The organism is Variovorax sp. P2_H12 (assembly GCF_056403395.1).
Map to the genome: position 1 here is coordinate 39146 of NZ_JBFUFO010000060.1, position 25791 is coordinate 64936.

The 25791-nt window shown below is 66.3% G+C and carries 26 protein-coding genes and 3 pseudogenes; 17 read left to right on the forward strand and 12 right to left on the reverse strand.

The window, feature by feature from the left end; translation table 11 throughout:
• The first annotated feature begins 11 nt into the window (after window positions 1–11).
• The 4 genes from AC1DYK_RS32445 to AC1DYK_RS32460 are packed head-to-tail and all read left to right on the forward strand — an operon-like array spanning window position 12 to window position 3385.
• Complete coding sequence (locus AC1DYK_RS32445) at window positions 12–455, forward strand: type II 3-dehydroquinate dehydratase (protein WP_478170042.1); 444 nt, start codon at window positions 12–14, stop codon at window positions 453–455.
• 43 nt (window positions 456–498) lie between these two features.
• Window positions 499–1059, forward strand: coding sequence for a TRAP transporter small permease (locus tag AC1DYK_RS32450; protein WP_478170043.1), 561 nt, complete (start codon window positions 499–501; stop codon window positions 1057–1059).
• On the forward strand, window positions 1056–2336 hold the full coding sequence (locus tag AC1DYK_RS32455) for a TRAP transporter large permease (RefSeq protein WP_478170044.1): 1281 nt from the start codon (window positions 1056–1058) through the stop codon (window positions 2334–2336). Before AC1DYK_RS32450 ends, AC1DYK_RS32455 begins: the two co-directional genes overlap by 4 nt.
• Before the next feature lie 44 nt (window positions 2337–2380).
• A complete protein-coding gene (locus tag AC1DYK_RS32460; protein ID WP_478170045.1) occupies window positions 2381–3385 on the forward strand; it encodes a TRAP transporter substrate-binding protein in 1005 nt (334 codons plus the stop codon).
• A gap of 50 nt (window positions 3386–3435) precedes the next feature.
• On the opposite strand, the gene AC1DYK_RS32465 is transcribed toward AC1DYK_RS32460, so the two are convergent.
• Window positions 3436–3876: a YciI family protein gene (locus tag AC1DYK_RS32465; protein ID WP_478170046.1), complete on the reverse strand. Its 441-nt coding sequence runs from the start codon at window positions 3874–3876 to the stop codon at window positions 3436–3438.
• A 221-nt stretch (window positions 3877–4097) separates the two neighbouring features.
• Between AC1DYK_RS32465 and AC1DYK_RS32470 the strand changes: the two genes are divergently transcribed.
• Window positions 4098–5015 carry a ketopantoate reductase family protein gene (locus AC1DYK_RS32470; protein WP_478170065.1) on the forward strand — a complete coding sequence of 306 codons (918 nt, stop codon included), beginning with the start codon at window positions 4098–4100 and terminating at the stop codon, window positions 5013–5015.
• An 8-nt stretch (window positions 5016–5023) separates the two neighbouring features.
• Here the strand turns inward: AC1DYK_RS32470 and AC1DYK_RS32475 are convergent, their stop codons facing one another.
• Entirely contained in the window at window positions 5024–5575 is a 552-nt protein-coding gene (locus AC1DYK_RS32475) for an OmpA/MotB family protein (RefSeq protein WP_478170047.1), read from the reverse strand.
• A 334-nt stretch (window positions 5576–5909) separates the two neighbouring features.
• On the opposite strand from AC1DYK_RS32475, the gene AC1DYK_RS32480 reads away from it, so the two are divergent.
• Window positions 5910–6911 carry an NAD(P)H-dependent flavin oxidoreductase gene (locus tag AC1DYK_RS32480; RefSeq protein ID WP_478170048.1) on the forward strand — a complete coding sequence of 334 codons (1002 nt, stop codon included), beginning with the start codon at window positions 5910–5912 and terminating at the stop codon, window positions 6909–6911.
• A 103-nt stretch (window positions 6912–7014) separates the two neighbouring features.
• Window positions 7015–7377, forward strand: a complete 363-nt coding sequence (locus AC1DYK_RS32485; RefSeq protein ID WP_478170049.1) for a hypothetical protein — start codon at window positions 7015–7017, stop codon at window positions 7375–7377.
• A 49-nt stretch (window positions 7378–7426) separates the two neighbouring features.
• Here the strand turns inward: AC1DYK_RS32485 and AC1DYK_RS32490 are convergent, their stop codons facing one another.
• The gene (locus tag AC1DYK_RS32490) at window positions 7427–8005 is read right to left on the reverse strand and encodes a DNA-3-methyladenine glycosylase (protein WP_478170050.1); all 579 of its coding nucleotides are present in this window, start codon (window positions 8003–8005) and stop codon (window positions 7427–7429) included.
• A 136-nt stretch (window positions 8006–8141) separates the two neighbouring features.
• Here AC1DYK_RS32490 and AC1DYK_RS32495 point away from each other — a divergent pair, with 136 nt between their 5' ends.
• Window positions 8142–8333: a hypothetical protein gene (locus AC1DYK_RS32495; RefSeq protein WP_478088282.1), complete on the forward strand. Its 192-nt coding sequence runs from the start codon at window positions 8142–8144 to the stop codon at window positions 8331–8333.
• A gap of 61 nt (window positions 8334–8394) precedes the next feature.
• Entirely contained in the window at window positions 8395–8868 is a 474-nt protein-coding gene (locus AC1DYK_RS32500; RefSeq protein ID WP_478088280.1) for a GAF domain-containing protein, read from the forward strand.
• A 76-nt stretch (window positions 8869–8944) separates the two neighbouring features.
• Here the strand turns inward: AC1DYK_RS32500 and AC1DYK_RS32505 are convergent, their stop codons facing one another.
• From AC1DYK_RS32505 to AC1DYK_RS32515, 3 genes are read right to left on the reverse strand one after another with little or no spacing between them, the layout of a single operon-like run.
• Complete coding sequence (locus AC1DYK_RS32505; protein WP_478170051.1) at window positions 8945–9922, reverse strand: tripartite tricarboxylate transporter substrate-binding protein; 978 nt, start codon at window positions 9920–9922, stop codon at window positions 8945–8947.
• Window positions 9923–9951: 29 nt separating this feature from the next.
• Complete coding sequence (locus tag AC1DYK_RS32510) at window positions 9952–11295, reverse strand: alpha/beta hydrolase family protein (protein ID WP_478170052.1); 1344 nt, start codon at window positions 11293–11295, stop codon at window positions 9952–9954.
• Entirely contained in the window at window positions 11295–14045 is a 2751-nt protein-coding gene (locus AC1DYK_RS32515; RefSeq protein ID WP_478170053.1) for a tannase/feruloyl esterase family alpha/beta hydrolase, read from the reverse strand. The genes AC1DYK_RS32510 and AC1DYK_RS32515 overlap by 1 nt, the downstream gene beginning before the upstream one ends.
• A 119-nt stretch (window positions 14046–14164) precedes the next feature.
• On the opposite strand from AC1DYK_RS32515, the gene AC1DYK_RS32520 reads away from it, so the two are divergent.
• Window positions 14165–15085, forward strand: a complete 921-nt coding sequence (locus AC1DYK_RS32520) for a LysR substrate-binding domain-containing protein (RefSeq protein WP_478170054.1) — start codon at window positions 14165–14167, stop codon at window positions 15083–15085.
• The gene (locus AC1DYK_RS32525) at window positions 15082–16086 is read left to right on the forward strand and encodes a Bug family tripartite tricarboxylate transporter substrate binding protein (protein ID WP_478170055.1); all 1005 of its coding nucleotides are present in this window, start codon (window positions 15082–15084) and stop codon (window positions 16084–16086) included. The genes AC1DYK_RS32520 and AC1DYK_RS32525 overlap by 4 nt, the downstream gene beginning before the upstream one ends.
• Window positions 16087–16221: 135 nt before the next feature.
• On the opposite strand, the gene AC1DYK_RS32530 is transcribed toward AC1DYK_RS32525, so the two are convergent.
• From AC1DYK_RS32530 to AC1DYK_RS32545, 4 genes are all read right to left on the reverse strand, one after another.
• Window positions 16222–17514 (reverse strand): DUF3422 family protein, encoded by a 1293-nt coding sequence (locus AC1DYK_RS32530; protein WP_478170056.1) that lies wholly within the window; start codon window positions 17512–17514, stop codon window positions 16222–16224.
• 125 nt (window positions 17515–17639) lie between these two features.
• Entirely contained in the window at window positions 17640–18383 is a 744-nt protein-coding gene (locus tag AC1DYK_RS32535; protein ID WP_478170057.1) for a hypothetical protein, read from the reverse strand.
• 198 nt (window positions 18384–18581) lie between these two features.
• Complete coding sequence (locus tag AC1DYK_RS32540) at window positions 18582–18992, reverse strand: hypothetical protein (protein WP_478170058.1); 411 nt, start codon at window positions 18990–18992, stop codon at window positions 18582–18584.
• Window positions 18989–19225: a hypothetical protein gene (locus tag AC1DYK_RS32545; protein ID WP_478170066.1), complete on the reverse strand. Its 237-nt coding sequence runs from the start codon at window positions 19223–19225 to the stop codon at window positions 18989–18991. The genes AC1DYK_RS32540 and AC1DYK_RS32545 overlap by 4 nt, the downstream gene beginning before the upstream one ends.
• Between AC1DYK_RS32545 and AC1DYK_RS32550 the strand changes: the two are divergent.
• Window positions 19109–19669: pseudogene (locus tag AC1DYK_RS32550) on the forward strand (Tn3 family transposase); the annotation flags it as partial. The gene AC1DYK_RS32545 and the pseudogene AC1DYK_RS32550 overlap by 117 nt on opposite strands.
• A gap of 189 nt (window positions 19670–19858) precedes the next feature.
• Window positions 19859–20086, forward strand: a pseudogene (locus tag AC1DYK_RS32555) (DDE-type integrase/transposase/recombinase); the annotation flags it as partial.
• A 253-nt stretch (window positions 20087–20339) separates the two neighbouring features.
• On the opposite strand, the gene AC1DYK_RS32560 reads toward AC1DYK_RS32555, so the two are convergent.
• Together AC1DYK_RS32560 and AC1DYK_RS32565 are read right to left on the reverse strand one after the other, a co-directional pair.
• Window positions 20340–21566: a porin gene (locus tag AC1DYK_RS32560; RefSeq protein ID WP_478170059.1), complete on the reverse strand. Its 1227-nt coding sequence runs from the start codon at window positions 21564–21566 to the stop codon at window positions 20340–20342.
• Between the two features lie 31 nt (window positions 21567–21597).
• Window positions 21598–22569 (reverse strand): quinone oxidoreductase family protein, encoded by a 972-nt coding sequence (locus AC1DYK_RS32565; RefSeq protein WP_478170060.1) that lies wholly within the window; start codon window positions 22567–22569, stop codon window positions 21598–21600.
• 192 nt (window positions 22570–22761) lie between these two features.
• On the opposite strand from AC1DYK_RS32565, the gene AC1DYK_RS32570 reads away from it, so the two are divergent.
• The 4 genes and pseudogenes from AC1DYK_RS32570 to AC1DYK_RS32585 all read left to right on the forward strand — a co-directional run.
• Window positions 22762–23730 carry a Bug family tripartite tricarboxylate transporter substrate binding protein gene (locus tag AC1DYK_RS32570; RefSeq protein WP_478170061.1) on the forward strand — a complete coding sequence of 323 codons (969 nt, stop codon included), beginning with the start codon at window positions 22762–22764 and terminating at the stop codon, window positions 23728–23730.
• A gap of 23 nt (window positions 23731–23753) precedes the next feature.
• Window positions 23754–24722, forward strand: a complete 969-nt coding sequence (locus AC1DYK_RS32575) for a Bug family tripartite tricarboxylate transporter substrate binding protein (protein WP_478170062.1) — start codon at window positions 23754–23756, stop codon at window positions 24720–24722.
• A gap of 32 nt (window positions 24723–24754) precedes the next feature.
• On the forward strand, window positions 24755–25597 hold the full coding sequence (locus AC1DYK_RS32580; RefSeq protein ID WP_478170063.1) for a TauD/TfdA dioxygenase family protein: 843 nt from the start codon (window positions 24755–24757) through the stop codon (window positions 25595–25597).
• A 68-nt stretch (window positions 25598–25665) separates the two neighbouring features.
• Window positions 25666–25791: pseudogene (locus AC1DYK_RS32585) on the forward strand (3-keto-5-aminohexanoate cleavage protein); the annotation flags it as partial.

A 25791-nucleotide genomic window follows, 5' to 3' on the forward strand; every position in this document is an offset into this window, starting at 1 on the left:
CAAGGCATGCCATGAAAATCCTCGTCCTGCACGGACCCAACCTCAACCTCTTCGGGCGCCGCGAGCCGCACATCTACGGCACGACGACGCTGGCAGAAATCAACGACCGGCTGCAAAAGCTCGCGGCCGAGCTGGGCGTGACGCTCGAAATCCTCCAGTCGAACCACGAAGGCGACCTGATCGACTTCCTGCACCGGAACATCGACGAAGCGCAGGGCGCGCTGGTCAACCCCGCAGGCCTGACGCAGCATGGCGTGCCCCTGCATGACGCGATCAAGGCCATGCCGTTCCCGACGCTGGAAGTCCACATGTCCAACATCGCGACGCGCGAGACGTGGCGCACGCACTCGATCATTTCGCCGGCGGTCAAGGCCACCATCCAGGGGCTGGGACCGATCTCGTACCTTGCGGCGCTGCGCGCGCTCGTCGAGACCCTGCGCGAGACGCAGGCCTGAACCCGCATCGCGCCGCCGATCAACCACGAAGACACGGAACATCATGAATCGATGGATCGATCGAAGCTGCAAGGCCATCGAGGCCGTCATCGCCCTTTTCCTGGCGGTGATGGTGGTGCTGGTGTTCGGCAACGTGGTGCTGCGCTACGGCTTCAACTCGGGCATCACCGTGTCGGAGGAAGTCTCGCGATGGCTTTTCATCTGGGTCACGTTCCTCGGCGCGCTCGTGGCCTTGAAGGAGCACCGTCACCTGGGCATGGACATGGTCGTCCAGAAACTGCCGGCCGCCGGGAAGAAGTTCTGCGCCGTCGCGGGCCACCTGGTGATGCTCTACATCGTCTGGCTCCTGTTCCAGGGCAGCCTGGCCCAGACCCGCATCAACTGGGACGTGACCGCCCCCGTGACGGGCGCCTCGATGGCCATCGTCTACAGCGTGGGCATCGTGTTCTCGGTGCTGGCGGCCGCCATCCTCGCGCTGGATCTCTATCGGATCCTGAGCGGACAGCTGGCCGATGACGAACTGGTCATGATCCAGGAGTCCGAGGAGGCGCTGCAGCTCCAGCAGATTCTCGGCTCCGGCCCGAGCCCCGGAGGCAAGCCATGACCATCCTCGTTTTCGTGGGCTCGCTCCTGCTGGCGATGGCCATGGGCATTCCCATCGCGTTCTCGCTGCTGGCCAGCGGGGTGGCGCTGATGTGGCACCTCGACCTGTTCGATGCGCAGATCCTCGCGCAGAACGTCATCGGCGGCGCCGACAGCTTCCCGCTGCTGGCGGTTCCCTTCTTCATGCTCGCCGGCGAGATCATGAATGTCGGCGGACTCTCGCGACGCATCGTCGATTTCGCCATGGCGCTGGTCGGCCATGTGAAAGGCGGCCTGGGCTACGTGACCATCCTGGCCGGGTGCCTGCTGTCGGCGTTGTCGGGCTCGGCCGTGGCCGATGCTGCCGCCTTGACCGCCCTGCTGCTGCCCATGATGGTCAGCGCCGGGCACGACAAGGCGCGCTCCGGCGGGCTGATTGCCGCCACCGGTGTCATCGGCCCCGTCATTCCGCCGAGCATCGGGCTCGTGATCTTCGGCGTTGCGGCCAACGTCTCCATCTCCAAGTTGTTCCTGGCGGCCATCGTGCCCGGCCTGCTGATCGGTGCAGCCCTCTGGCTGACCTGGGCCTGGCTGGTGCGCAGCGAGAAGATCATTCCGCCGCCGCGCAAGTCGGGCGTCGAGATCATGCGGGCGTTTCGCCAGGCGCTGTGGGCGCTGTTCCTGCCGGTGATCATCCTGGTCGGTCTGCGCATGGGCGTCTTCACGCCGACGGAAGCGGCCGTGGTCGCCGCGGTGTATGCGCTGTTCGTCTCGACGGTGATCTACCGCGAGCTGCGCTGGAAGGACCTGCACGCCATCTTCGTCAATGCCGCCAAGACCAGCGCGATCGTGATGTTCCTCATCGCCGCCGCGATGGTCAGCGCGTGGCTGATCACGGTGGCCGATCTGCCATCGAAGGTCGTCGGGCTTCTCGAGCCCTTCATGGGCAGCAAGATCCTGCTGATGCTCGCCATCATGGTGCTGGTGATGATCGTCGGCACCGCCATGGACATGACGCCGACCATCCTGATCCTGACGCCGGTCCTCATGCCCATCGTGAAGGCGGCGGGCATCGACCCCGTCTACTTCGGCGTGCTCTTCATCATCAACAACTCCATCGGCCTGGTCACGCCGCCCGTGGGAACCGTGCTCAACGTGGTCGCCGGGGTGGGACGCATCTCGATGGACGACGTCACCAAGGGCGTGGTGCCTTTCATGATCGCGGAGTTCGTGATCATGTTCGTGATGGTGCTGTTCCCGTGGCTGGTCATCTGGCCGGCCAGATGGCTCGGCGCCTGACACCCGTCACGCCCGCTTCACTCAAACCGACAGGAGACACTCACATGAAGATTCGCATCTGGAAGACGTTGATCGCTGCCGCCGCGATGTTGGCAATGGCCAGCGCCGGCGCGCAAATCAAGGAGCGCACATTGAAGTTCGCGTACCAGAACCAGACGGGCCACCCGCAAGCGCAGGGCGCCCAGAAGTTCGCCGACCTGGTGTCTGCGAAATCGGGCGGGCAGATCACGGTCAAGCTGTTCCCCGGCGGTACGCTCGGCGGTGACCTGCAGACCGTGTCGGCGCTGCAAGGCGGCACGGTCGAGATCACCGTCCTGAACGCCGGCATCCTCGGCGCACAGGTCAAGGAATTCGCCGCCTACGACTTCCCTTTCCTCTTCAACAACGGGCAGGAGGCCGACGCGGTCACTGACGGACCCTTCGGCCAGAAGCTGTTCGGCAAGCTGGAGGAAAAGGGCCTGCATGGCCTCGGCTACTGGGATCTCGGCTTTCGCAACCTCACCAACAGCAAGCGCCCGATCGCCAAGGCGGACGACATCTCGGGCCTGAAGATTCGCGTGATCCAGTCGCCGATCTACGTCGACCTCTTCAGCGCCCTGGGTGCCAATGCCACGCCATTGCCGTTCCCGGAGCTGTATTCCGCGCTGGACCAGAAGGCGGTCGACGGCCAGGAGAATCCCAACACGGTGATCCTGTCGTCCAAGTTCGCGGAGGTTCAGAAATACCTCACGCAGACCCGCCACATCTACAACCCGCAGGCACTGATCGTCAGCAAGAAGACCTGGGACGGCATGAGCGAGCAGGAGAAGAAGATCATCGCCGACTCGGCCACCGAAGCCACCACCTTCCAGCGCCAGGCATCGCGCGGCGCGGCCGACAGCGCGCTCGAGGCGCTCAAGAAGGCGGGCATGACGGTGACCGAACTGCCTCCGGCGGAAATGGCCAAGCTGCGCGAGAAGGTGAAGCCGGTCATCGACAAGTACACCGCGTCGGTTGGCGAAGCGACCGTGAACGAACTCATGGCCGAGATCGCCAAGGCCCGGAAGTAGATCGCCGACGCCGCGCCCGGCGCCCGCGGAAGAGGCGCCGCGGCCGGGCGTCAGCGTGGCCCGTTCGCCGCCGCGCCGTCGACCTCGGCCCGCAACCGCTCTTCCTGGGCCCGCAGCTCGGGTGTCAGTTCGGCGCCGAAATCGGCGGCCTCGAACAGCGGGCGGATTTCGATCTCGGAGTCGCCCGGCATGGGGTTGGGGCAGCGCCTGGCCCATTCGACGGCCTCCTCCATCGACTGGACCTGCCACAGCCAGAACCCGGCGACGAGTTCCTTGGTCTCCGTGAACGGCCCGTCGATCACGGTCCGCTGGCTGCCCGAGAAGCGCACCCGTTTGCCGCGGACGCTCGGGTGCAGGCCTTCGCCCGCGAGCAGCACGCCCGCCTTGACGAGTTCTTCATTGAAGTTGCCCATGGCCGCAAGCAGCTCCGTGCTGGGCATCTCTCCGGCCTCCGACTGGCTCGTGGCCTTCACCATCACCATGACACGCATGATCATTTCTCCTTGAGTGGTTGTCGAGCCGCACGGCACTGAAGTCGATTCAGGATGGACGGCGGCTCTGACAGTACGTCGAATCGGGATCGCCGAAATCGACACCACCTTGAAATAATTTGTGCCCGCGCAGGCGCCCTCCCCGGCTCGATGCGAACGGTACGATGCGGGCGGCAGGCCGCGCTCGCGCGATGCCGCAACACCGGAGCAAGAACATGGGAATCCGAATTGCCGTGATGGGCGCAGGCGCCGTGGGGTGCTATTACGGCGGCATGCTGGCCCGCGCCGGCCATGAGGTGGTGCTGATCGGCCGGCCGGCGCATGTCCAGGCCATCAGGCTCGCCGGCCTTCGGCTCGAGACAGGCAGCTTCGACGAGCACGTGCAACTCTCGGCCAGCACCGACGCCGAGGCCGTGCGCGGCGCGCAGACCGTGCTGTTCTGCGTCAAGTCGACCGACACCGAATCCGCCGCGGCACAGCTGCGGCCGTACCTGGCGCCCGATGCGATGCTGCTCGCGCTGCAGAACGGCGTCGACAACGCGGACCGCCTGCGCACGGTGCTTCCCGGCCACGTCGTCGCCGCCGCGGTGGTCTATGTCGCCACCGAGATGGCCGGCCCGGGCCACCTGCGGCACCATGGCCGCGGCGAGCTCGTCATCGAGCCGACGAGCCGCAGCGAGGCGGTGGCGCGCATGTTGATTGCGGCCGGTGTGCCCACCGAGATCTCGGCCAACGTGCGCGCCTCGCTGTGGGGCAAGCTGATCCTCAACTGCGCCTACAACGCGCTGTCGGCCATCGCGCAGTTGCCGTATGGCCGGTTGGTGCAGGGCGAAGGCGTCGATCAGGTGATGCGCGATGTGGTCGCCGAATGCGTCGAGGTGGCGCGGGCGGACGGTGTCGGGCTGCCCGCCGACATCGAGGCCGTGGTGCTCGGACTGGCCGCCACCATGCCCGCGCAGTACTCGTCGACGGCGCAGGATCTCGCGCGCGGCAAGCGCAGCGAGATCGATCACCTCAATGGGTACGTGGTCCGGCGCGGCGCAACGCTGGGCGTCCGGACACCTGCCAATCGCGTGCTGCACACGCTCGTGAAGCTGATCGAAACCGCGCGACCGGCGCACGGCCTCGATCCGGCCTGAAGCGCCGGCTACGGCCGGCTGGCGGCCGAGATGACGATCTCGACCCGGCGGTTCTTGGCTCTGCCCTGCGGCGTGTCGTTGGGGGCCACCGGGCGCGACTCGCCGAAGCCCTGCGCCGAGATCGAGTTCGGCGGCACGCCCTTCGAAGTGAGGAAGCGCACGACATCGTCCGCCCGCGCCGAGGAAAGCTCGAGGTTCGACGGGAAGCGCCGCTTCAGGTCCGGACCGATCGGCACGTTGTCGGTGAAGCCTTCGACCACGATCTGCTGACCCGGGAGGTTGGACAGGGTCGGCGCGATCTTGGCCAGCGTCTGCTCGCCCTTGGCGCCGAGGGTCCAGCCGCCTTCGGGGAACAGGATCTCGTTGACCATCGTCACCTTGAGCTGGTTCTGCAACTGGGTGATCTGCGCCTGGTCGGCGCTGAGTTCGCCCGAAAGCTGCTGGCTGAGGGCCGAATAAGCGTTGGCCTTCTGGACCTCGGTGTTGTAGGTCTGCTTGCTGACGCACCCTGCGGCCAGCACGACGGAACACAGGACCAGGATGAACTTGGTTGATTTCATGATTTTTCTCGCTCGTGGTTGAACAGTGCACCGGGCCTCGCAGCCGGGAAGCCGGCAGGGTCCAGAAGCCGCTGAACCCTGGCGCGATGCTAGGACTGACCTCGGGCGCTGCCTATCCGAGTGCACACGGACGAGCACGTACGTGGTGCCGGTCGATGAACGGCGCCTCACCATCGCGGATCAGCGAGCGGATCGCCGCTGGCGAGGTATAGAAAATTCTGACGCGATGCTTGTCGATAATCTGCCAAAAGCGCCCGCTGGCGTGGCACCCCGGGGTCTAAACTGTGTTCGGCCCCTACGTCGGCCGTCTTGCGCTAACCATGCGGAGGGTGCGATGCAAACACGACTGACACGAAAGCTCGGCATCGAGCACCCCATCCTCTGCGCGCCGATGGGCACCGCGGCAGGCGGCCGGCTCGCAGCCGCGGTGTCCGATGCCGGCGCGCTGGGCCTGATCGGCGGCGGCTATGGGGATGCCGAGTGGCTCGAACGGGAGTTCGCCATCGCCGGGACTGCGCGTGTGGGCTGCGGATTCATTTCGTGGTCGCTCGCGCGCAAGCCTCATCTCCTCGAACTCGTTCTCGCGCATGCCCCCGCCGCCGTGATGCTGTCATTCGGCGAGATTGCCCCGTTCGGAGAAAAAGTGAAGGCAGCCGACGTCCCGCTGGTCTGCCAGGTCCAGACGCTGGCCATGGCGCGCGAAGCGGTCGCCGCCGGGGCCGACGTGGTCGTGGCCCAGGGCGCGGAGGCGGGCGGCCACGGTATCGAGCGAGCCACCTTCACGCTGGTTCCGGAGATTGCCGACTATCTCGCCGAGGCAGCGCCGGAGACCGTGCTCGTCGCCGCCGGCGGCGTTGCGGACGGACGCGGGCTCGCGGCGGCGTTGATGCTCGGTGCCGACGGCGTGCTGATGGGCTCGAGATTCTGGGCGAGCACGGAAGCGCTCGTTCCACCGAGCTTCCAGAGGGCAGCGGTCGCTGCGGACGGAGACTCGACAGTCCGCACCACGGTCGTCGATGTCGTGCGCCGCTACGACTGGCCGAAGCCGTTCACCGCACGCGTGCTCAAGACGCGTTTTGCCATGGACTGGCATGGGCGCGAGGCCGCGCTCGTCGAGCGTGCCACCCTTGAGCGTGAAGAAGGACGCTTCTGGGCGGCATTCAGGGCAGGCGACACCGACAACACCTGCGTATTTGCCAGCGAGGCCATCGGTCTCATCCACGATGTTCCTTCGGCTGCGGACATCGTCGAACGGATGGTGCGCGAGGCCGAGAATCTGCTCGGACGCGCATCAGGAATGCCGGCAACCGGCAGCCGCTCGGCATCGTCGACCTGACGGCAGGCCCGGCGAGGCCGTGCAGCGCTAGCTGGCCGACGTTGCGCTCACGCGCGTCTTCGAGCGCCGGACGGGCACGCTGGCGGCAACGCGACGAGCCCCCATGAACAACTGGTCGATCGACCGCCGCACGTCGTCCTGCATCGCGGCGACGGCCTGCGTGTCTCCCGACAGGTGCCTGAGCAGGCCCTTTCACAGCCACTATGCGCCGCTGGTCGAACAGATGCGCCCGGGCGCCCAGGGTCACCACGCTGGTGTGCATCGACCAGGCGCTGGCATGGGCGCCTTCGCTGGAAGCGTGGGTGGCGGATGCGAGCGACGAGCCGCTCGAGATACCGGTCGACCTGGCCACGGCGAGATCTGGCTCGAACTGCCGCGCTCCAAGGTGGGCAAGGTGCTCAAGAAGGAAGTGCGGGCCGCGCTGCTGGCGCGCATGGACGGCCCCGTCGCAGGAGCAGAACGATGACGAGCTCGCGCAAGGCACTGCGCACGCCTGCTGATCGCGAGGCACGCCGTCAGGGCTTGAACGGCCTGCTGAGGTAGCGCGAGCCCAGGGCGCCGAAGCGCCAGGGCTGCGCGATCGCCTTGGAGATGCCGATGCGCGGCCCCACCGCGATCAGCAACGGCGGCTGGTCTTCGGGCGCCGCCAGCAGCTCGAAGGGTGGCGCGTCGAGCGCCTTGCCATAGAAGCTGGCATCAATGCCCAGCGCCTGGCCGACCCGGCCGGGTCCGGCGCACAGCAGCCGGGGCGCGTCGAGCCCCCGGCGCTCGCGCATGCGGGCGATCCCGTGCGTCGGCTCGATGGCGCGGATCAGCACGCCGGCGCCGTGACCGGCTTCGCGGCAGACGAAGTTGAGGCACCAGTGGATGCCGTAGGAGCGATAGACGTAAGCGTGCCCGGGCGGCCCGAACATCGCCGCATTGCGCGGCGTGAGGCCGCCGAAGCAATGCGAGGCGGGATCTTCGCGGTCGTAGGCCTCGGTTTCCACGATGCGGCCTCCGACGCCATCGACCAGCAGCGTGACGCCGATCAGCAGGCGCGCAACCTCGTGCGACGGCGCTCGGAAGTCGATGGGTGTCGTGGCGGCCGGCATGCTGTCGTGAAGCTGTGAGCGGCCATCGTAGACCGCGCATGCTCGGGACTACCCCGGGCTGCGTCGTACCCAAGGGCGACGCAGGCCATGCCCTACAGTCGTTTGTATCGAATTGTGCCCGGGTAAAATGACGCCCATGTCCGACACCCAACTCACCCAGGATGGTCTGCGCTACGTCAAGAAGGCGCCAGGCTCCCTCATCACAACGCCGCGAGCCGAATCCATGATGTCGTGCTTCAAGTGCGGGAAATTCGTGCTTCGCACCGCGCTGACGTCGCGCCGCTTCCTTGGCAAGAACCATCTGGTCTGCGCGCCGAAGTGCGGATAGGCAGCAGCCCGCCCGCGACGCTTCGCTCGTGCGCCCGAACGGCGGCAACGCATCCTCTCGCATGACCTCGGTCCAGGTCTTGAACGATTTCTCGCAGATCCTCAAGACGCAGGGTCTTGCGGGTGGTCTCGCCTATTTGAACGACAGCGTGCCCCATCGCTACACCGCGGTCTACAGGTTCGCTGGCCTCGTTCTGAAGAACGTCTGTCTGCATGACGCGCTGGGCAAGAGGCAGCCGGCATTCTTGTCCGCGCTGCCGCTCGACAAGAGCCTCGGCCAATTCATCAGGCCCGGCACCCCCTTCAGAACCAACAACTCTTCAAATGACCCGCGGCTCGCAGGCCACGCGTACGAGGGGACTCCGTTCAATCTGATTTCCTACCACGGCACCGCGCTCGTGGCGCCGAGTGGTCATTTGTGGGGGATCCTTTGCCACTTCGATCTCTCGCCGGTTCCGCTGTCAGACGACGCTTTCGCGTTCCTTGAGTCGGTCGCGCCGATCGTTGCTGCCTTTGCCGTCGATCCCCATGGGTAATCGCCCGTCGATCTGATCGCTCGACCGGCCGCTCAGCATCTCGGTCGACTGCCATTCCGGCTTCGCGACGCTTGAATCAGTCCGCGTACACCCCCGCCGCCTTGATGACAGGCGTCCACTTCGCGATTTCGTCGGCCACGAACTTCCTGTGGCCCGCGGGCTCGATGCGGCGGTCCGTCGCGACCACGGCGCCCAGCAGTTCCTCGCGGTGGATGAAGTCCGGGTCCTTCAGCGCGACCCTGAGCGCATCGTTGAGTTTCTTGGTGATCGCCGGCGGCGTGCCCTTCGGCGCATAGAGGCCGTGCCAGATCGTCACCTGGAAGTCCTTCAGCCCCGATTCGTCGAGCGTGGGCAGGTCCTTCAGCAACGGCAGCTCGAGCCGCCTGGGCGTCGTCACCGCGAACGCCTTCACCTTGCCGGCCTGGATCTGCGGCGTGGTGTTGGTGGTCTGGTCGCACAAGAGGTCGATCTGGCCGCCGATCAGGTCGGTGATGGCGGGCGCCGTGCCCTTGTAGGGCACCGGGGTCATCTCGGTCTTGGTCGCGCTCTGGTAGAGCAATCCGCACAGGTGCGAGGCCGAGCCCACGCCCGCATTGCCAATATTGATCCTGCCCTTGTTGGCCGCGATCCAAGTCGCCAGTTCCTTGTAGTTGGCAGCCGGAATGCCGGGCTTGGAAATCAGCGTCATCGGCACGTCGTTGACGATCCCCAGGTACTCGAAGTCGGTCGCAACCTTGAACGGAACGTTGCGCACCAGGCTGGGCACGGTCGCCATCGCGATGTGGTTCAGCAGCAGCGTGTAGCCGTCGGGTGCGGCGCGCGCCACCTTGGCCGCACCAATCGAACTGCCGGCGCCGGGCACGTTGTCGATGATCACCGTGCCGCCGCCGAGCGGCTTGCGCAGCGCCTCGGCCAGGTCGCGCGCCACGCGGTCGGTGGGACCGCCGGCCGCGAAGGGCACGACGAGGGTCACGGGCTTGCCCGCGGGAAAGTCCTGCGCGTGGGCGCCGGTGGCGGCAATGGCGACTGCCGCGAGGGTGAACAGTTTCTTCATCAAGTCTCCGTCAAGGTTGGAACAAGGAATCAGGGGGTGCGGGAAGGCACCCGGGTTTCGAGCGCGGGCGGCTGCCATCCGGGCTTGATGTGGCAGCCGTTTCGGCCGTCGGTGTCGTAGCGCGCCATCAACGCGGCGCAACGCTGCGCGAGGCCTTCGGGCGTGGGCTTCTCGCCCTTGTCGATCCAGTCGAGCAGCGCGGCGAAGAGCGCGGGGTATTCCGAATCGCTCAGGTAGCTGTGCTCGCGCTCGGCGCTGAAGCTCTGCACCAGGAGGTCGCCGGTGCCGGCGGCGTCGCGGATGCGGCGGTAGGTGTTCTCGAGTTCGACGAAGGCCGTCGGGTCGTCGATCGCATGCAGCGCCACGGTCGGCAGCGCGGTGCGGCCGGTGGGCTGGCTGTCTGCCGCCAGCGCGCCCTTGGCCTGTGGATCGGCTGCGTAGCGCGCGACGCGGGCATTGAGCGCCGCATCATCGGTCGAGCCCTGGTAGACCGCGCCGATGTTGCCGAAGGGGTTCCGGCCGTTCAGTCGCTGCTGCACCAGGTCCTGGAAGAGCCAGGTCGCCCAGTTCAGGTGGCCGACCAGCGAACGTTCCTGGATCTTCACGACCGACAGGATGGTCTGGAGCCGCGCCGCCTGCTCGGGTGAGCGCTGCGCCGCGGGAAGGCCGACGCCGGTGCACTCCCTGACGCGCGCGGCGAGCTCGGCGCGCGTGAGCCTGGCGTCCATCGGCAGGCCCATCCACAACGGGTACTGCGGTTCGTCGGGGCGCGGATGATTGCCGCAGACCTGTTGATAGACCACGCGCAGATCGAGCCGGAAGTCGTAGGCGTTGTTGCCGCCGCCGAGCACGCCGTTGGTCAGCAGCAGGCCGTCGTAGGGGCTCTTCGCGGAGCCCACCCGCGCATAAGTCTCGGCGGCTTTTGCCGCGACGCCCGCGCCGTAGCTCTGGCCGTGCAGCAGCGTGCGGCGCGGCTGGCCGAATTCGCGCACGACGATGCGGCGCAGGCGCTCGGTGTCTTCGGCCGCCATGGTCACGCCGTAGCCGCCGCGGCGATAGGTCGACCCCGCCCAGGCGTAGCCGGCCTTCACGGTGACGGCCCAGCGCTTGAGGTCTTCCTCGCTGCGTTCCAGCGTCGGCGGACCGGTCTCGGGGCCGCCGTGGGCGTGCATCACGAGCACCCGGTTCCAGTCCTTCGGGATCGCGATCCAGTAGAAGGCGCCCGCTCCGTCCTCGCCGGTGTAGCAGCGCGCGGCCTTGGGCACCGGCGCGGGGCAGGCGGTCGGCTTGGGCGCGGCAGGCGCGCCGTGCGCGGACAGCAGCGGCGCGGCGGCCAGCAAGGCGAATGCGCCGAGGCGCAGGCGCTTGTTCATCAATGGCGTACTCCGAGTTCCAGCGCCGCGTTCGCTCCCGCTGCGGACACGAATCCGAGCACGCCGCTGTTGAAGATGAAATGGCCCGGCCGGCCCGCATCGGCCTGCACCACCCCAGGCACCGGTGTGTCGGGGCTCAGCGCCGCGGCCGCGCCGCCGAGGTTCAGGGCGCTGCCAGCCACCGTGGCCTCGTGGCTCTCGCCCTGGACGCTGACCATCGCATAGCTGCCGTCGGCCGAGCCGGCCATCAGGCTTTGCTGCAGCGAGAACATGCGCAGCCCCGCATTGGCGGTCGACTCGCGCACCAGGTGCAGCGGCACCGGGCTGCCGTTCACCAGGCCGATCACCATCGAGCCGCTGAGCGTGCCGCCGCTGGTGGCGGCGCCGCCCGTCGGCGAGGTGGCGAACAGGTCGAAGGCCTTGCGCGTCGTGTTGTAGGTGATGTAGCCCTTCTCGGTCCGGGTGCAGTTGGCGTCGTAGACCATGAAGCCGCCCGAGACCGGGTCGCGGCAGTACTGGAAGGTCCCGGCGTTGCGCAGTCTGACCGATGCGGCCTGGGCAGCGGCGGCGCCCGATCCCTGCTGCACGCCCACGACGTTGAAGATGTTCGCCACCGGGTTGAACACAGTGGGCGTTCCCGCGTTCTCGAAAGTGGTCTGGAAGGCCAGCAGCGGTGCGAAGCCGCCGCCCACGGGCGCGTTGACGCCGCCGAGCAGCACGCCGCCCGGCGCGAAGGTGAACAGCGCCCCGGCCTCGCTGCTGGCGTAGCTGCACTGCCCTTGCGCCACCAATGAACCGCTGCGTTGCGTGCCGGCGCTTCGCTGGAGGCTCGCCTCGATGGTCACGGCATAGGCCATGGTGGACGGATCGATCGCCACGCTGAGCTCTTCGCCGAAGCTGTTGCCGCCCTTGTAGGTGCTGGCCGTCGCGGGCAGGTGCGGGCAGGCCAGCGGGTCGCCGACCTCGGTCACGCAGCTGTAGTTGACGGCGGCGTCGAGGCTGCCGCTGCCGCGGTACTTGGGCCAGGCCGGGAACTGGCACAGAGGGCGCGTGCGGCCGTAGGTGCCAGCCACGGCATCGACCGCCACCCCGGTGGCGGGTGCCAGGCCGCCCTCGACCCAGCCCTCGAGCGCCGCCAGCGAATCCCAGTTGGGAATGAAGCTGCCAGTGCCGTGGCCCATGCCGGGCACGGTGTAGAAGCGCACGTTCCGCGCGACCGAGTCCCGGCCCACGGTGGCGATGAGTTGCTGGTAGTAGTCGATGGTCGAATTGGGGCTGATCACCTCGTCGGCCAGGCCGTGCAACAGGATGAGCTTGCCGCCGCGCGCGAGGAAGGGCGCGAGATTCGGGTCGGTGGCGTCGGTCAGGTTCGACACCTCGGTCACGCGCGCCGTGTAGCTGCCCGGGTCCAGCGGATCGAAAGCCAGGGAGTCGAAGCCCACGCTGCGCGTGACGAAGTACTTCACCCACTGGTCGCCCGTGACGTACATGTTGGCGTCGGCCGAGGTGGCCGGATTGGCCGGCACCTTGCGCGTTCCGAGGTCGCGCGTGGTGTACGGGCCCGCGACCAGCGCGCCTTCGAGGATGTTGTAGCCGCCAGCGCGCTTCACGCCGTTGGCGAGCGAGTAGGTCGTGAAATCGAGCGGAGACTCGATGGTGCGGACGGTGGCGAGCTGCGCGTCCGACAGGCAGGAGTCGCCCGTGTCGGCGCCGCCGCTGCAGCGCAGCGAGGCCAGGATCTGCGTGTTGAGCAGCCGGCAGCTCTCCACGTTGCTCACGATGCTGTCGGCCGCGCCGTCGAGCTTGTCGCAGGCCTGCATCGCGGTCTTCTGCACCAGCAGCGTCTTGGCCACGTTCATCCAGCCCGCGCCGCCGTTGCCGTAGAGCGCGCGGCCCACGGCCACGTTCGACAGCCGGGTGCCGGTGTAGTTGAGCGCGGGCTCGTTGGCGATCGCGCCGTCGTAGTCGAGCGGCCAGCGCTGGATGTAGCTGAGCGCGTCGCGGCCACCGGTCGAGGTGCCGAGGAAGTAGGCGTGCTTCGGTGGCAGGCCATAGCGCGCGAGTACCAGCGCCTGCGCCACGTCGCGCGTCTTCTTGAGCGACTGGCTGCCGTAGTTGGCAAGCTCCTCGTCGTTGGCGGCGAAGCGGCCGTCGGTGATGCTGCTCGACTGGTGGCCCGAGTCGTCGCCGTAGGTGGCGTAGCCGAGCGCCAGCGGCGCCGGCTTGTCGGCAGGGCCGAAGCGCAGGGTCTCGGTGCCGTCGATCAGCCGGCCGTTGAAGCCCCCGCCGCCGAAGTGGATGGTCTTCCGGTTCCATTGCTCGGGCAGGTTGACCGCGAAGTTGATGACCGAGGCGGCCGCGTCGACCGGCTGGATGGTGCCCCGCACGCGGCAGTAGTCGCCCAGCAGGTTGCCGGCCTCGCCCGCGGCCACGGGGGTGGCACTGGTGACGGTCGCGCCCTGCGTGGGCAGGCCGATCGTCGAGGCCGGCAGGTTCTTGCCGTTGAGCTCTGCGCAAGACACCACCGGCTGCACGGGCGTGGGCGGCGGGCTGCCGGGCGGGTCGTCGGCGGAGGGGGTGTTGCTGTTGCCGGCAGGCTGGGTCGTGGATGCGGCCGGGAAGAAGCCGGTGCCGCCGCCTCCACCGCCGCCGCAGGCCGCCAGAAGCAGGGATGCGCCGATCGCGGTGGCGAACGAGCGGCAGGCTCCAAGGTCGGCGCGAATCATCGAGGCAGGGCGCGGTGTGCGCATGGACTTGTCTCCGGCATGCGGCCTCGAAGGGCCGCTTTTTGAATGGGCGGCCGGACGATAGATTCACGAGTGACTTCGGGTCAAATAAAATAAAGGGGCACTTCCAATATCAAAAACATATGGACATAAGAGCGCTGCGCTACTTCGTCGCCGTCGCCGAGACCGGCCACATGACGCGTGCGGCCGAGCAGATCGGCATCCAGCAGCCGCCGCTGAGCCTGCAGATCAAGGCGCTCGAGCGCGAGCTGGGCGTACTGCTGTTCAGGCGCCATCCGCGCGGCGTGGCGCTCACCGACGCGGGCCGGCTGTTCCAGGTCGAGGCGCTGCGCCTGCTGCAGGACATGGACGCCATGAAGCAGCGCATGGCGCGCGTGGCGAAAGGCCAGGCCGGCACGCTCGCGGTCGGTTTCACGAGCTCGGCGGCGGCGCATCGCTTCATGCCCGAGGCGCTGCGCGCATTCCGCCGCACGCACCCGGATGTGGAGCTGCAACTCCGCGAAGACAACGCCGCCGAACTGACCGAGGCGCTGGCGCTGGGCCGCCTCCACTGCGGCCTGCTGCGCGTGCCGGTGGCGCGCCCCGACGGGCTGGTGTTCGAGACGCTGCTGCGCGAGCCGGTGCTCGTCGCAATGCCCAGCGACCATCGCTTCGCCCTTGCCCGGCGCAAGGACTCGCGCCCGCTGCCGCTCGCGAAGCTGTGCGAGGAAGGTCTCATCCTCGTGCGGCGCCCGGGTGCACCGGGCCTCTATGCCGAGTTGCTCGCGCTGTGCCACGCCAAGGGGCTGCGCCCGCGCGTGGTGGCCGAGGTCGACCGCATGATGACCAACCTGAACCTCGTGGCTGCCGGCGTGGGCCTGTCGGTGGTGCCGACCTCGATGGCCGGCGTGCATGCGGCGGCCGTCGCCTATGCCCGGCTGGCCGACGGCGGCCAGCTCGACGCCCCGCTCACGCTGGTGTCCCGCGCCGAAGAAGACAACCTTCCCGCACAGCATTTCACTGCGCTGCTGCGCAGGCTCGCAAGTGGGAACCCGCGGTCATGAGCGCCGCGCTGGTGCCGCGACGCCGTCTCTTCTTGAGCGGCACGGGTGCGCTGTTCGCGGCCGCCTTTGCCGCGCCGCATTTGCTGCGCGCCGCCCCGCCCGGGTGGCCGGATCGGCCGGTGCGGCTGATCGTGGTCTACCCGCCCGGCGGTGTGAGCGACGGCATGGCACGGGCGCTGGCCGAACCGCTGTCGCGGTCGCTCGGCGTGCCGGTCCTGATCGAGAACCGTCCCGGTGCGGGCGGCAGCCTCGGCATGGGCGTGCTCGCGCGTTCGGCGCCCGACGGCTGCACGCTGGCCTTCTCCGCCATCAGCCCGCTGACGCTGCACCCGCTGCTCGCGCGCGTGTCCTACGACTCGCTGCACGGCTTCGCGCCCGTTGCCGGCGTGATGCGCACACCGGTGCTGGTGGTGGGCACCCCGTCCTTCGCGGGCCACGGGTTCGGGGATCTGACCGCACTCGCGCGCAGCCGACCCGGCGCGGTGCGCTGGGCAACCTCGGGCGTAGCGACCATCGGCCACATGGTGCTGGCGCAAGTCCGCATGCAGAGCCGCACCGACATCACGCACATTCCTTACCAAGGCGGCGGCCCGCAGCTCAACGATGCGCTGAGCGGGCAGTTCGAAGTGCTCTCGACCAACGTCGCGGCACAGCAGCTTCAGTACATTGAGAACGGCCGCCTCCAGGCGCTCGCCGTGGGCGCACCAGCGCGTGTCGAGGCGTTGGCGACGGTGCCAACGCTCGCCGAACTGGGCTTCGAACGGGCCAACCGTGATTCGTTGTTCGGGATCTTCGCGCCCGCGAGCACGCCGCCCGCGGTGGTGCAGCATCTCAATGCCGAGATCAACCGCGTGCTGCGAGGCGAAGCGCTGCGCGCGCGACTGCGCGACTCCCACAACATGCCGGCCGAAGGCAGCAGCGAAGCGTTCGCGCGGGAGATCGCCGCCGACAGGCGGCGCAACCGCGTCCTGGTCATGGGAAACCGCGGACAGTTCGACTGACCGACTTGCCATGGCAGGCCGACCCGTGCGCGGCGCGTCCTTGCGAAGCGCATCGACGCCGCCGTCCATGAGACGCTGCCGCCACAGTGCCACCTGGCGGCGATCGAGACCAGCCTCGACAGCGATGTCCTTGTCCTAGTGGACGAACACTCTTCGATGAAGGCGCCGCAGCGACCACCAGATGCTGAACGCAACGAATGGAATCGCCAGTGCAGCCGAGGTTTCCGGTGACATCGGCCAGCCGATTTTCTGAGCGCCTTTGGCAAGATAGCTCACGAGGCCGACGATGTAGTAGGTAATGGCCGCAACCGAGAGTCCTTCCACGGTGGCTTGCAGCTTCAGTTGAAGGTCCTGCCGGCGGTTCAGGGCTTCCAGGAGCGCCTGGCTGCTTTGCTGCTGTTCGATCTCCACGCGAGTGCGCAAAAGATTGCTCATTCTGGAGACGCGTTGGGACAGTGAATCCTGTCGCCTGACCGCCCATTCGCAAGTTTTTCGCGCCGGGGTCAGGCGTCGGTCCATGAACTCGGCAATGCTCTGAAGACCATCCAGCCTTGCTTCGGAAATCTGCGCGATGCGCTGGTCCAGCAGCTCGAAGTAAGCGCTGCTGGCGGAAAGTCGTGAATGCGTGGCTGCATGCTGGCTCTCGGCTTCCCCGGCGAGTCGCGTGAGCCGGTCCAGCAGGACAGGTTCCGCGTCGCGGTCAGCGCTGCGAATGGCTTGCGCGAGAGCTGCCAACTCGCCTTCGGCGCTGCCCAGCGCCTCGCCTGCTTGCCGTGCCGCTGGCAATCCGAGCAGGGCCGCCATTCGATATGTCTCGATCTCAAGGATCCGCTGCACCAGTCGCCCAAGTCGACGAGGCTGCAACTCGTTCGCGAAAAGCAAGATGCGGGAAGAGCCGTCGGCGTGGATGGCGAAGTCCGTATACACCTGCGCCTGCTCGCCCGCGACGCTGGACCCTACCAGCGTCTGCTCATTGAGCATCTCCCTGACGTAGATGTCTCCGACGCTTCCATGCTCTGAAAATACCCAGAGATTGAGGCTGCAGAGGCACTGCCCGGGAAGCCCGCTGAGCCAGTCCTGCGGCACGGCATTGATCGCGCTGGCTGGCAGGCGAGGATGGCTTGCTTGAGCTTGTTCATGCATCGTGAACGTCCAGGTGACGAATTCCGTATGCAGTTCCCAGCGCAAGCGAAGCGATCCGACTTCGACCCGCAAATGCGTGGTGTTCTCGTCAGGTGGCGTCAAATGATGGTCGCGCAACAGCCTTGCAAGATGCGCTCGACTTTGCGCGCGTTGCTCAGCGTCGGCCAGCATCACGACGTGCGCAATGCTCAAGGCGCCTGTCAGCGCCTCCGGCGGGCGGGCATGGACTTCGTTGTGCAGTTCCGCGCGCTGCGGATGCTGGGGGACGCGGCTGAGAGATGGCATGAGCGACGAGTGAGAAACCTGGCGATGCGCAGTTCAGCAAGCATACTGCGGCTGTTCGATGTGCTCTGGGCGCCGACACGCTGCGCGACAAAGGGACGCTACCGGTGCGTCAACCCGGCAGCTGTCTACGAACTCTTGGCATAGGGAAGCAAGGCCTTTGCGGCTTCGATCCGCAATGCCAGGGGCGCCGTCTCGTCGTTCATGACGCCTCTCAGAAAGCGTACCGCATCGATGTCTCCTTGCTCGCACGTCTGCACTTCTGCCGCACCGGACAGCTTCGAGGTGGCCGGCTCGCGGGACTCCTCGCCTTGGATCGCGCCAAGCCGGTTCAATGCGGCTTCGAAGGCCACTTGTCGAATAGGCTCGAGCGCTCGCAGAAGCGCCGCCTGGCCTTCGACGGTCGGAGGAAAGTCCAGCCACGGGGTATCGGCGAACACTGACGCCAGATCGGGGGCGACGAACGCCGACCAGCGGTCCGGGCTGGTCTCGACGGGCGGCGCAGCCGGACATTCAGCCGTCTCGGTGATCAGACGCACCTGCGTCGCCCCGACGTCCGACAGGTAGCGTGCACGGAGGCCCCGCAAGAAAAGCGCGCCGACACGCGGCGAGATCGGCAACGCAAGGGAGAACCACAGCTGCAGCCCGTCTGTGCCAGAGACCGCAATGGCGGGGGCAGGAAGGTCGAGATCCGATTGGGCCCCCTTCCAGACTGAAGAAAGCTGTCCCCAACCCGCGGGTAGCGCCAGCTCCAGCACCACGGCTCGGATGCCACGCTGGGCCTCCGCTTGTCCGACGCCCGGGGTGGCGCCATCTGCGGCGTTCACGCCCAGTCCGTACAGGCGGTCGAGTTCAAACTGCAATGAGGTCATGCCGAGCATGCTAGTCGACGCGCGGTATGCCTATTCATCCATTGCGTGGCCGCCCCCGGCGGCTTCATCGGCCTGGAAGAATCCCGCCTCCTCGAGGTTGCGCAGAGCGATCTCGAGAATCCGCGCCGTCGTCTCGCTGAAGCAGCTCGAAGGGGTCGAGCTAACGATTGTCGAAAGAGCCGATCGCCGATCGCTCGCTCAACGGGCGAAACCGCCGACAAAGGCCGCGCCGCCACCGCCCCACGTGCCCCAATCCACGTTATTCATCTCGTCGATCTGAGCCTCTCGCAGATCCTCGCTGTTCATGCGTTGTTGATATCGCATTTCCTGGTAGACCGAGTACTGGGCCGAGTTGCCGACCAGCGCCATTCCATTTGAGGAATCGCGCATCACGTAGTAGAGGCCTCCCTTGTACTTGACGGGCGTGACGGTGTCTTTGGGTAGTTTGGCGTAGAGCGCGGTCTGTTCAGGAGTGGTCGGTGAAACGATCTTGAAGCCCGCCGCGATTGCGGTCTTGTCACGGTCCGGGTGGCCAGTTGCGCAGCCGGCCGTCATCGCAATCAATACCATGGCGCAGATGCTCTTGAAGATGGTTGGAAGTGTTTTCATTGCTTTTCGCTTGGAGTTGGCGACAGGTGATTAGGCAGCGCAGCAGGCCGTTCTCTGTTCGATGCAGAATGCTCTGGGAGCTTGGCCTGCAATGTAACCTCTCTGCTGACGCGCACGCAACGGCCGACGCACTCGTCGACCCCCTCCTCCACTACCTGAGTGCGGGCGTCGCCGCCGTCGGCGAAGCCTGCGAGCAGGGTTCGCTTGAAGTCGATGTCCAGGGCCTGCTGCATCTGCCCGCCGTGACGGCCCTGCTTGGGAGGGTGAGCCGCGGCGCTTGCGCGAGCTCATCTACAGGGAGATCGGCGACGTACAGTTCCCCGATGTCCTGCTGGAGATCGATGCCCAGTGCAACGACAGCGAGGCGCTCCTGGGCCGCCGGGCGGAAACCGCCGCCGAACTGTGCCGCCCTGCTCGCTCACGGCACCGATATCGATGCCAAGAGCGTCGCCGCGATGCTCCCCGGGTTGAACACTGCCTGTGTGTCCGTCGCGATGCGAGCGCCGGAGACCCATGGGCGCTTGCGGCGAGCCAACGAGCGCGTGGTCGAGTTCCAGGGCCGGGTTCCACTGGCCGCGCACTGGGGCGACGGCGCCAAGGGTTCGGTCGACATGATGCCGCTGGAAGCCACGCGTCATCTCTGGAGCGCGCGTACCGATCCGCGCCGTCGCACCTACACAGCCGACAGGCGAGACGAGTTTGCCCTTGGCATTGATCACGTGGTCGACCTCACCCCCGAAGCGCGGGCCGACGTAGACGATCGAGTCTCCCTCGTAGACAACCTCGTGCCCCTCGTTCAAGGTGTGCTGGCCGGCCTTGTGGGTCCTGTCGCGGTAACGACGCACGGTACGCTGCGTCGAGATGAAAAAGCGGTCGACCGCGACGGCGACACGATCGATTTTCTGCTGCGGGCCAACAGAGACTGCGCTGCTGCACGTCGTTTCCTGGAGAAGGCCATCGGTCGGCACGGCGTGCCCGAGAAAATCACCATCGACAAGAGCGGCGCCAACACGGCTGCCATCCATAGCGTCAAGGACGACTCCGGGGTGAACATCGAGCTGCGTCAGAGCAAGTACATGACGGATGTATTTGACACGAGGGCCTTGGTTTTTCCCTTTCTCAATGAAGGTTTTGTTTGTCTGGCGGTTGGTCTCTCCACGCAGCGACGAAGCGTCGGTACTCCTGCTCTGCCAGACCGAGCCGCAGTGCAAAGAGCATCACCGGCGCGCCATAGTGCTGCGACAGAAACGTGGCTGCGGCGGCCACGACGACGCTGGCGAGCACGCCGGGGAAGAGGTGGCGTCAGAGTGCCGGCCAGCCGGTCAAGGTCAATGCGGTCATTGGCGATCAGAAGATGTGTCGAATGCCGACGTCGTAGCCGGTGGAGGACTGCGCAGTCGGCACGGAACCGTTGATCGGCTTCGTGTAGAAGGCCGGCCCGCCCACCGTAAGGTCGGCGCCGTTCGAGTTGTCGATCCGTGCCACGGTCGCGTACAGGGCTGTGCGCTTCGACAGGTTGTGCACATAGCCGAGGGCGAACTTCTCGGACTTCGGGTCCGGCGAGAGGCCAGGCGCCACCTGGTTCAGGGCCGTGACGTTGTTGTACTTCACCTGGGTATAGACGGCCCGGATCAGACCGGGTCCGACCGGCACCGTTGCGCCGATCAGGCCACCGTTGGCGCCCGGGCTGGTGAAGCCGAAGGCGTTGGGCAGCGGCGGGATGCCGGAGAAGTCGGTTTTCAACTTGTTGTGCGAGTACTCGCCGAGCAGCTTGACGACGCCGAAGTCGTACGTGGCGGCGATGTTCCAGATGCCGAGATTGGTCGTTGTGCCCCGGAAGAACTGGTCCCCGATGGTGCTTCGGCCCGCCGCCAGGGCGACATCCAGCGGGCCCTTGGTGTAGCCGAAGCGACCGCCGACATAGCGCCCGGCGCGTTGGCTGTTGGGCAGGTTCGGGGTCAGCGTGCCCGGGTCGTACTTGCTCGCCTCGTTGAAGGCATACATCACCTGGCCGTAGAAGCCCCCCAGGCTCGGTGGCAGGAAGTAGCCCACCGAGTTGGAGGCCCGAAGGTAGTTGGGGTTGCCCTGGAAGCCGTTGGCCACCTGGCCCGGGGAGTTGAAGCCGCTCGCGGTGGCGATCAGGTTGATGCCCACGCCGTTGGAGGTGAACGGATCGGCCACCGCGTCGTTCCAGAACGTGGGCGTGTAGTCCCTGCCGAGGCGGACCTCACCCAGGACGCCTGACAGGCTGACCGTCGAGCGCCGATTGAAGGCAATACCGCCGCTGGGAGTGACGCCGTTGCCGGAGTCGTTGAGCAATCCGCCCTCGAGCCAGAAACTGGCCGCCGCACCACCCCCGAGATCCTCTGTCCCACGCAAGCCCAGGCGGCTGCTGGCGTAGCCGCCACTGTTCTGTCCTGTGCTGCTGGTCGTGACGCCGACGCCAAGCGGCGTCTCGGCCTTGTTCGAATAACTGCTGACCGTGGCGTCGATGACGCCGAACAGCGTGACGGAGGACTGAGCGGAAGCAACGCCGGCGGTGAGGACGGCGAAGGCAATCAGGGTTCTTTTCATTGGAGTCTCTTTGTTAATCGCCGCGCGTCGCTCAGGCCACCAGCACGGTGGAGCCGATCGTCTTTCGTCCTTCGAGGGCGCGATGCGCTTCGGCCGCATCGGCCAAGTCAAAGCTCTGCCTCGGCTCGCTGACGATCCGCCCGGCGAGCACGTGGTCGAAAAGCTCCCGCGCCATGTCGAGCATGTGCTCGCGCGGCTCGATGTAGTGCCTCATCGCCGGGCGCGTGAACCAGATGGAACCCTTGGTCGCCAGCAGTCCCGTGTTGAAGATTACCGGGCCCGATGAAGTGCCGTTGCTGACCATCGTGCCGCGCTGCTGCAGGCTGTCGAGCGAGGCTTCCAGCGTGTCCTTGCCGACCGAGTCGTACACCACCGGCACGCCCTTGCCGTCGGTGATCTCGCGCACGCGCTGGGCGATGTTCTCGCGCGAAGTCACGATGGTGTGCGTGCAGCCGTGGGCCTTGGCGATGGCGGCCTTCTCGTCGGTGCTGACGGTGCCGATCATCGTCACGCCCAGCGCGCGCGCCCATTGGCAGGCGATCAGGCCGACGCCGCCGGCGGCCGCGTGATAGAGGATCGTCTCGCCGCCCTTCAGCGGAAAGACCTGGCGGAACAGGTACTGCGCCGTCATGCCCTTCATGATGAGCGAGGCGGCGGTGCGGTCCGGGATACCGTCGGGCAAGGGGATCAGCACCTTGGCAGGCATCACGCGTGCCTGCGAGTAGGCCCCCGGCGGGCCCACCAGATAGCCCACCCGGTCGCCCACGCGGACGTCGGTCACGCCGGGCCCCACGGCCTCGACCACGCCCACCGCATCGGTGCCGAGGCCACTGGGCAGCGCCTGCGGATAGAAGCCGGTCCGGAAGTAGATGTCGGCAAAGTTGACAGCGATGAAGCTGTGGCGAACGCGTGCCTCGCCGGCTCCGGGTTCGCCGACTTCGACATCCTCGAATTTCAGGACATCGGCGGCCCCGGTTTCATAGAAGCGGATGGCCTTGGTCATGGTGCGTCTCCTGGTGAATGCATGTGGAGACGCGATTCTTGCGGGACGGTCACTAAACCGGAAGCGCGACGTCTGTTATGGCCCATTTCGACAAGTCGATGTCCCCGACAAGCAAGTGTCGATCGGCGGTGCGTCGGATACTGATGGCGTCGGCAACCCACTGTCCGACACGAGGATGAACTGGAGACAAAAATGAAACTGCAACAAGCTGCGCGCCCTGCCCTGGTGTTGATCGGATGGTCGCTGGCGATCGGCGCCTGGGCGTTTGGCGACAAGCCCTTGAAGGTGATCGTTCCGGCGCCGGCGGGCGGAACAACGGACATCGCCGCCCGGGTGGTCGGACAACAGATGTCCGTGGACATCGGCCGACCGGTGATCATCGAAAACCGGCCCGGTGCAAGCGGGTCGATCGGACTCCAAGCCATGCTGCAGGCCGCCCCCGATGGCGACACGATCGTCGTGGGGCCGAACAACTTGCTGGTGGAATCGCCGCAGGTGATGAAGGTACCGTACGACCCGCTGAAAGAAATCGTCAGCATCGCCAGGGTCGCCAAGACGAGCTATGTGCTCGTGACGGGTGCAAGCTACCCGGCCAAGGACTTCCAGGGCCTTCTTGCCCATTTGAAGTCGCGCAAAGGCAAATCCAGTTTTGCCAACTACGGCAATGGCACGACCTCGCACTACTCGGGACTGATCTTCAGTGATCGGGCTGACCTGGGCATGCAGAACGTGGGCTATCCCGGGTCGCCGCCCGCGCTTCAAGACGTGATCGGTGGCCAAGTCGACATCATGTTCGATGGCATGGCGACTTCCTTGCCGTTGATCAAGGGCGGCAAGCTCCGCGTCTATGCCGTTTCCGGGAAAAGCCGATCCGGGTACCTCCCTGACGTGCCGACCATGACCGAGCTCGGCTTTCCGGAAATCCAGTTCCAAGGACAGATCCGTTTCTACGGGTCCAGCAAACTGCCGGCCGACGTTCTGGCGAAGCTTCAGGCGATCGTCAAGAAGGCAGCGGATGCACCTGCGGTGCAGAAGAAGCTGTTCGACGTGGGCCTGGAGCCTGACGTGAGCGTCGACACGCCTGCCATGCTCGCTGAAGACCAGGCGCTGTACCAACGCAACGCTGCCATCGTCAAGAAGTTCAACATCCAGCTGAACTGACGCGTCCAGAACTGGAGACAAAGATGATATTGAAGCAACTGGCACGCGCTGCCATGGCGTCGATCGGCTGCTCGCTGGCGCTTTGCGCCTGGGCGTTCGGCGACAAGCCCCTGAGGGTGATCGTGCCGGCACCGCCGGGCGGAACGATGGACGTCGCCGCCCGAGTGGTCGGGCAACAGATGTCCATGGACATGGGCCGACCCGTGATCGTTGAAAACCGCGCCGGCGCAACGGGATCGATCGGACTCAGCACCATGTTGAAGGCCGACCCCGATGGCAACACCATCGCGATGGGGGCGATCAACTTGCTGGTCGAAGCGCCGCTCGTGATGAAGGTCCCGTACGACCCGCTGAAGGACATCGTGACCATCGCCAGGGTGGCCCAGACGAGCCGTGTGCTGGTGACCGCTGCAACCTACCCGGCCAGGGACTTCCAGAGTCTTGTTGCACATTTGAAGACGCGCAAGGGTCAGACCAGTTTCGCCAGCTTCGGTACCGGCACGTCGTCGCATTACGCGGGACTGATCTTCAGTGATCAGGCCGGATTGGGCATGCAGCACGTGGGCTACCCCGGCTCGCCGCCCGCGCTGCAGGACTTGCTGGGCGGCCAGGTCGACATCATGTTCGACAGCTTGCTGACTTCCCTGCCGTTGATCAAGGGCGGCAAGCTTCGCCCCTATGCCGTTGCCGGCAAGAGCCGTTCCCGGTACTTCCCCGACGTGCCGACCATGGCCGAACTCGGCTATCCGGACATCCAGTTCCCGGGACAGGTCAGCTTCTTTGGCTCCAGCAAGCTGCCGCCCGAGGTCCTGGTGAAGCTTCAGGCGGCCGTCAAGAAGGCAGCGGACGCACCCGCGGTGCAGCAAAAGCTGACCGACCTGGGGCTGGAGCCTGATGTGAGCGTCGACACACCCGCGATGCTCGCCGAAACCAAGTCTCTGTTCCAGCGCAACACCGCCATCGTCAAGAAATTCGACATCCAGCCGAACTGACCGGCATCACGCAACCTACGGGAGACCGAGCAATGAAGATCAGCCAAATCACGCCCGCCATCGGCGCTCAAGTCACGGACGTCCACCTCGGCGAGGCATCGCGCGACCCTGAACTCTTCGCGCAGATCAAGTCCGCGCTGCTGAAGCACAAGGTGCTTTTCTTCCGCGGCCAGAACATCACTCGCGCCGACCACGAAGCCTTTGCGTGCTGCTTCGGCGAGTTGGAGAGCCACCCTGTGCTCAACAGCGATCCCCAGTACCCGGGATTGGCACTCATCTATCGCAGTGATTCGAGGCACAGCTACGAGAACACGTATCACTCCGACGGCCTGTGGCGCAAGAACCCTTCGATGGGTGCCGTGCTGCGCTGCATCGAATGCCCGCAGATCGGCGGCGACACGATCTGGGTCAACATGGTCCAGGCGTACGAAGAACTGCCGGAGGAGATCAAGCAGAAGATCCTGAAGCTTCGCGCCAAGTCCAGCATCGAGCCTTCGTTCGGTGCCGTCATGTCCCAGGAAGACCGCATCAAGCTGGACCGGGACAACCCGCCGGCAGAGCACCCGGTCGTGCGCACGCATCCGGAAACCGGCGAGAAGGTTCTGTATGTCGGCAGTTTCACCACGCACTTCGTCAACCACAACACGCCGGAGAACATTCGCCACGGCATCGACAAGACTCCGGGCGCATCGCTGCTGCTGAACTACCTGCTCAGCCGAGCCAGTATTCCCGAGTACCAGGTGCGCTGGTCCTGGCAGCCTGGGGATGTGGCCGTCTGGGACAACCGCAGCACTCAGCACTATGCAGTGAACGACTACTGGCCCGCACCGCGAAAGATGGAGCGCGCCGCCATCGTCGGCGACGTTCCGTACTGACATTCCAAGGTCACTCCATCCACTTCGACATTCCCGATATTCACGTTTCATCTCGGAGACCCCTCACCATGAACTTCCTTGACGGCCACCTGTATCCTGAGAACCAGCAGCCTCTGATCATCACCGCCGCCCCCTATGCGCCGGGCTGGATTCCTTCAGACTTCCCGGAAGACATTCCAGTCACGATGGAGGAT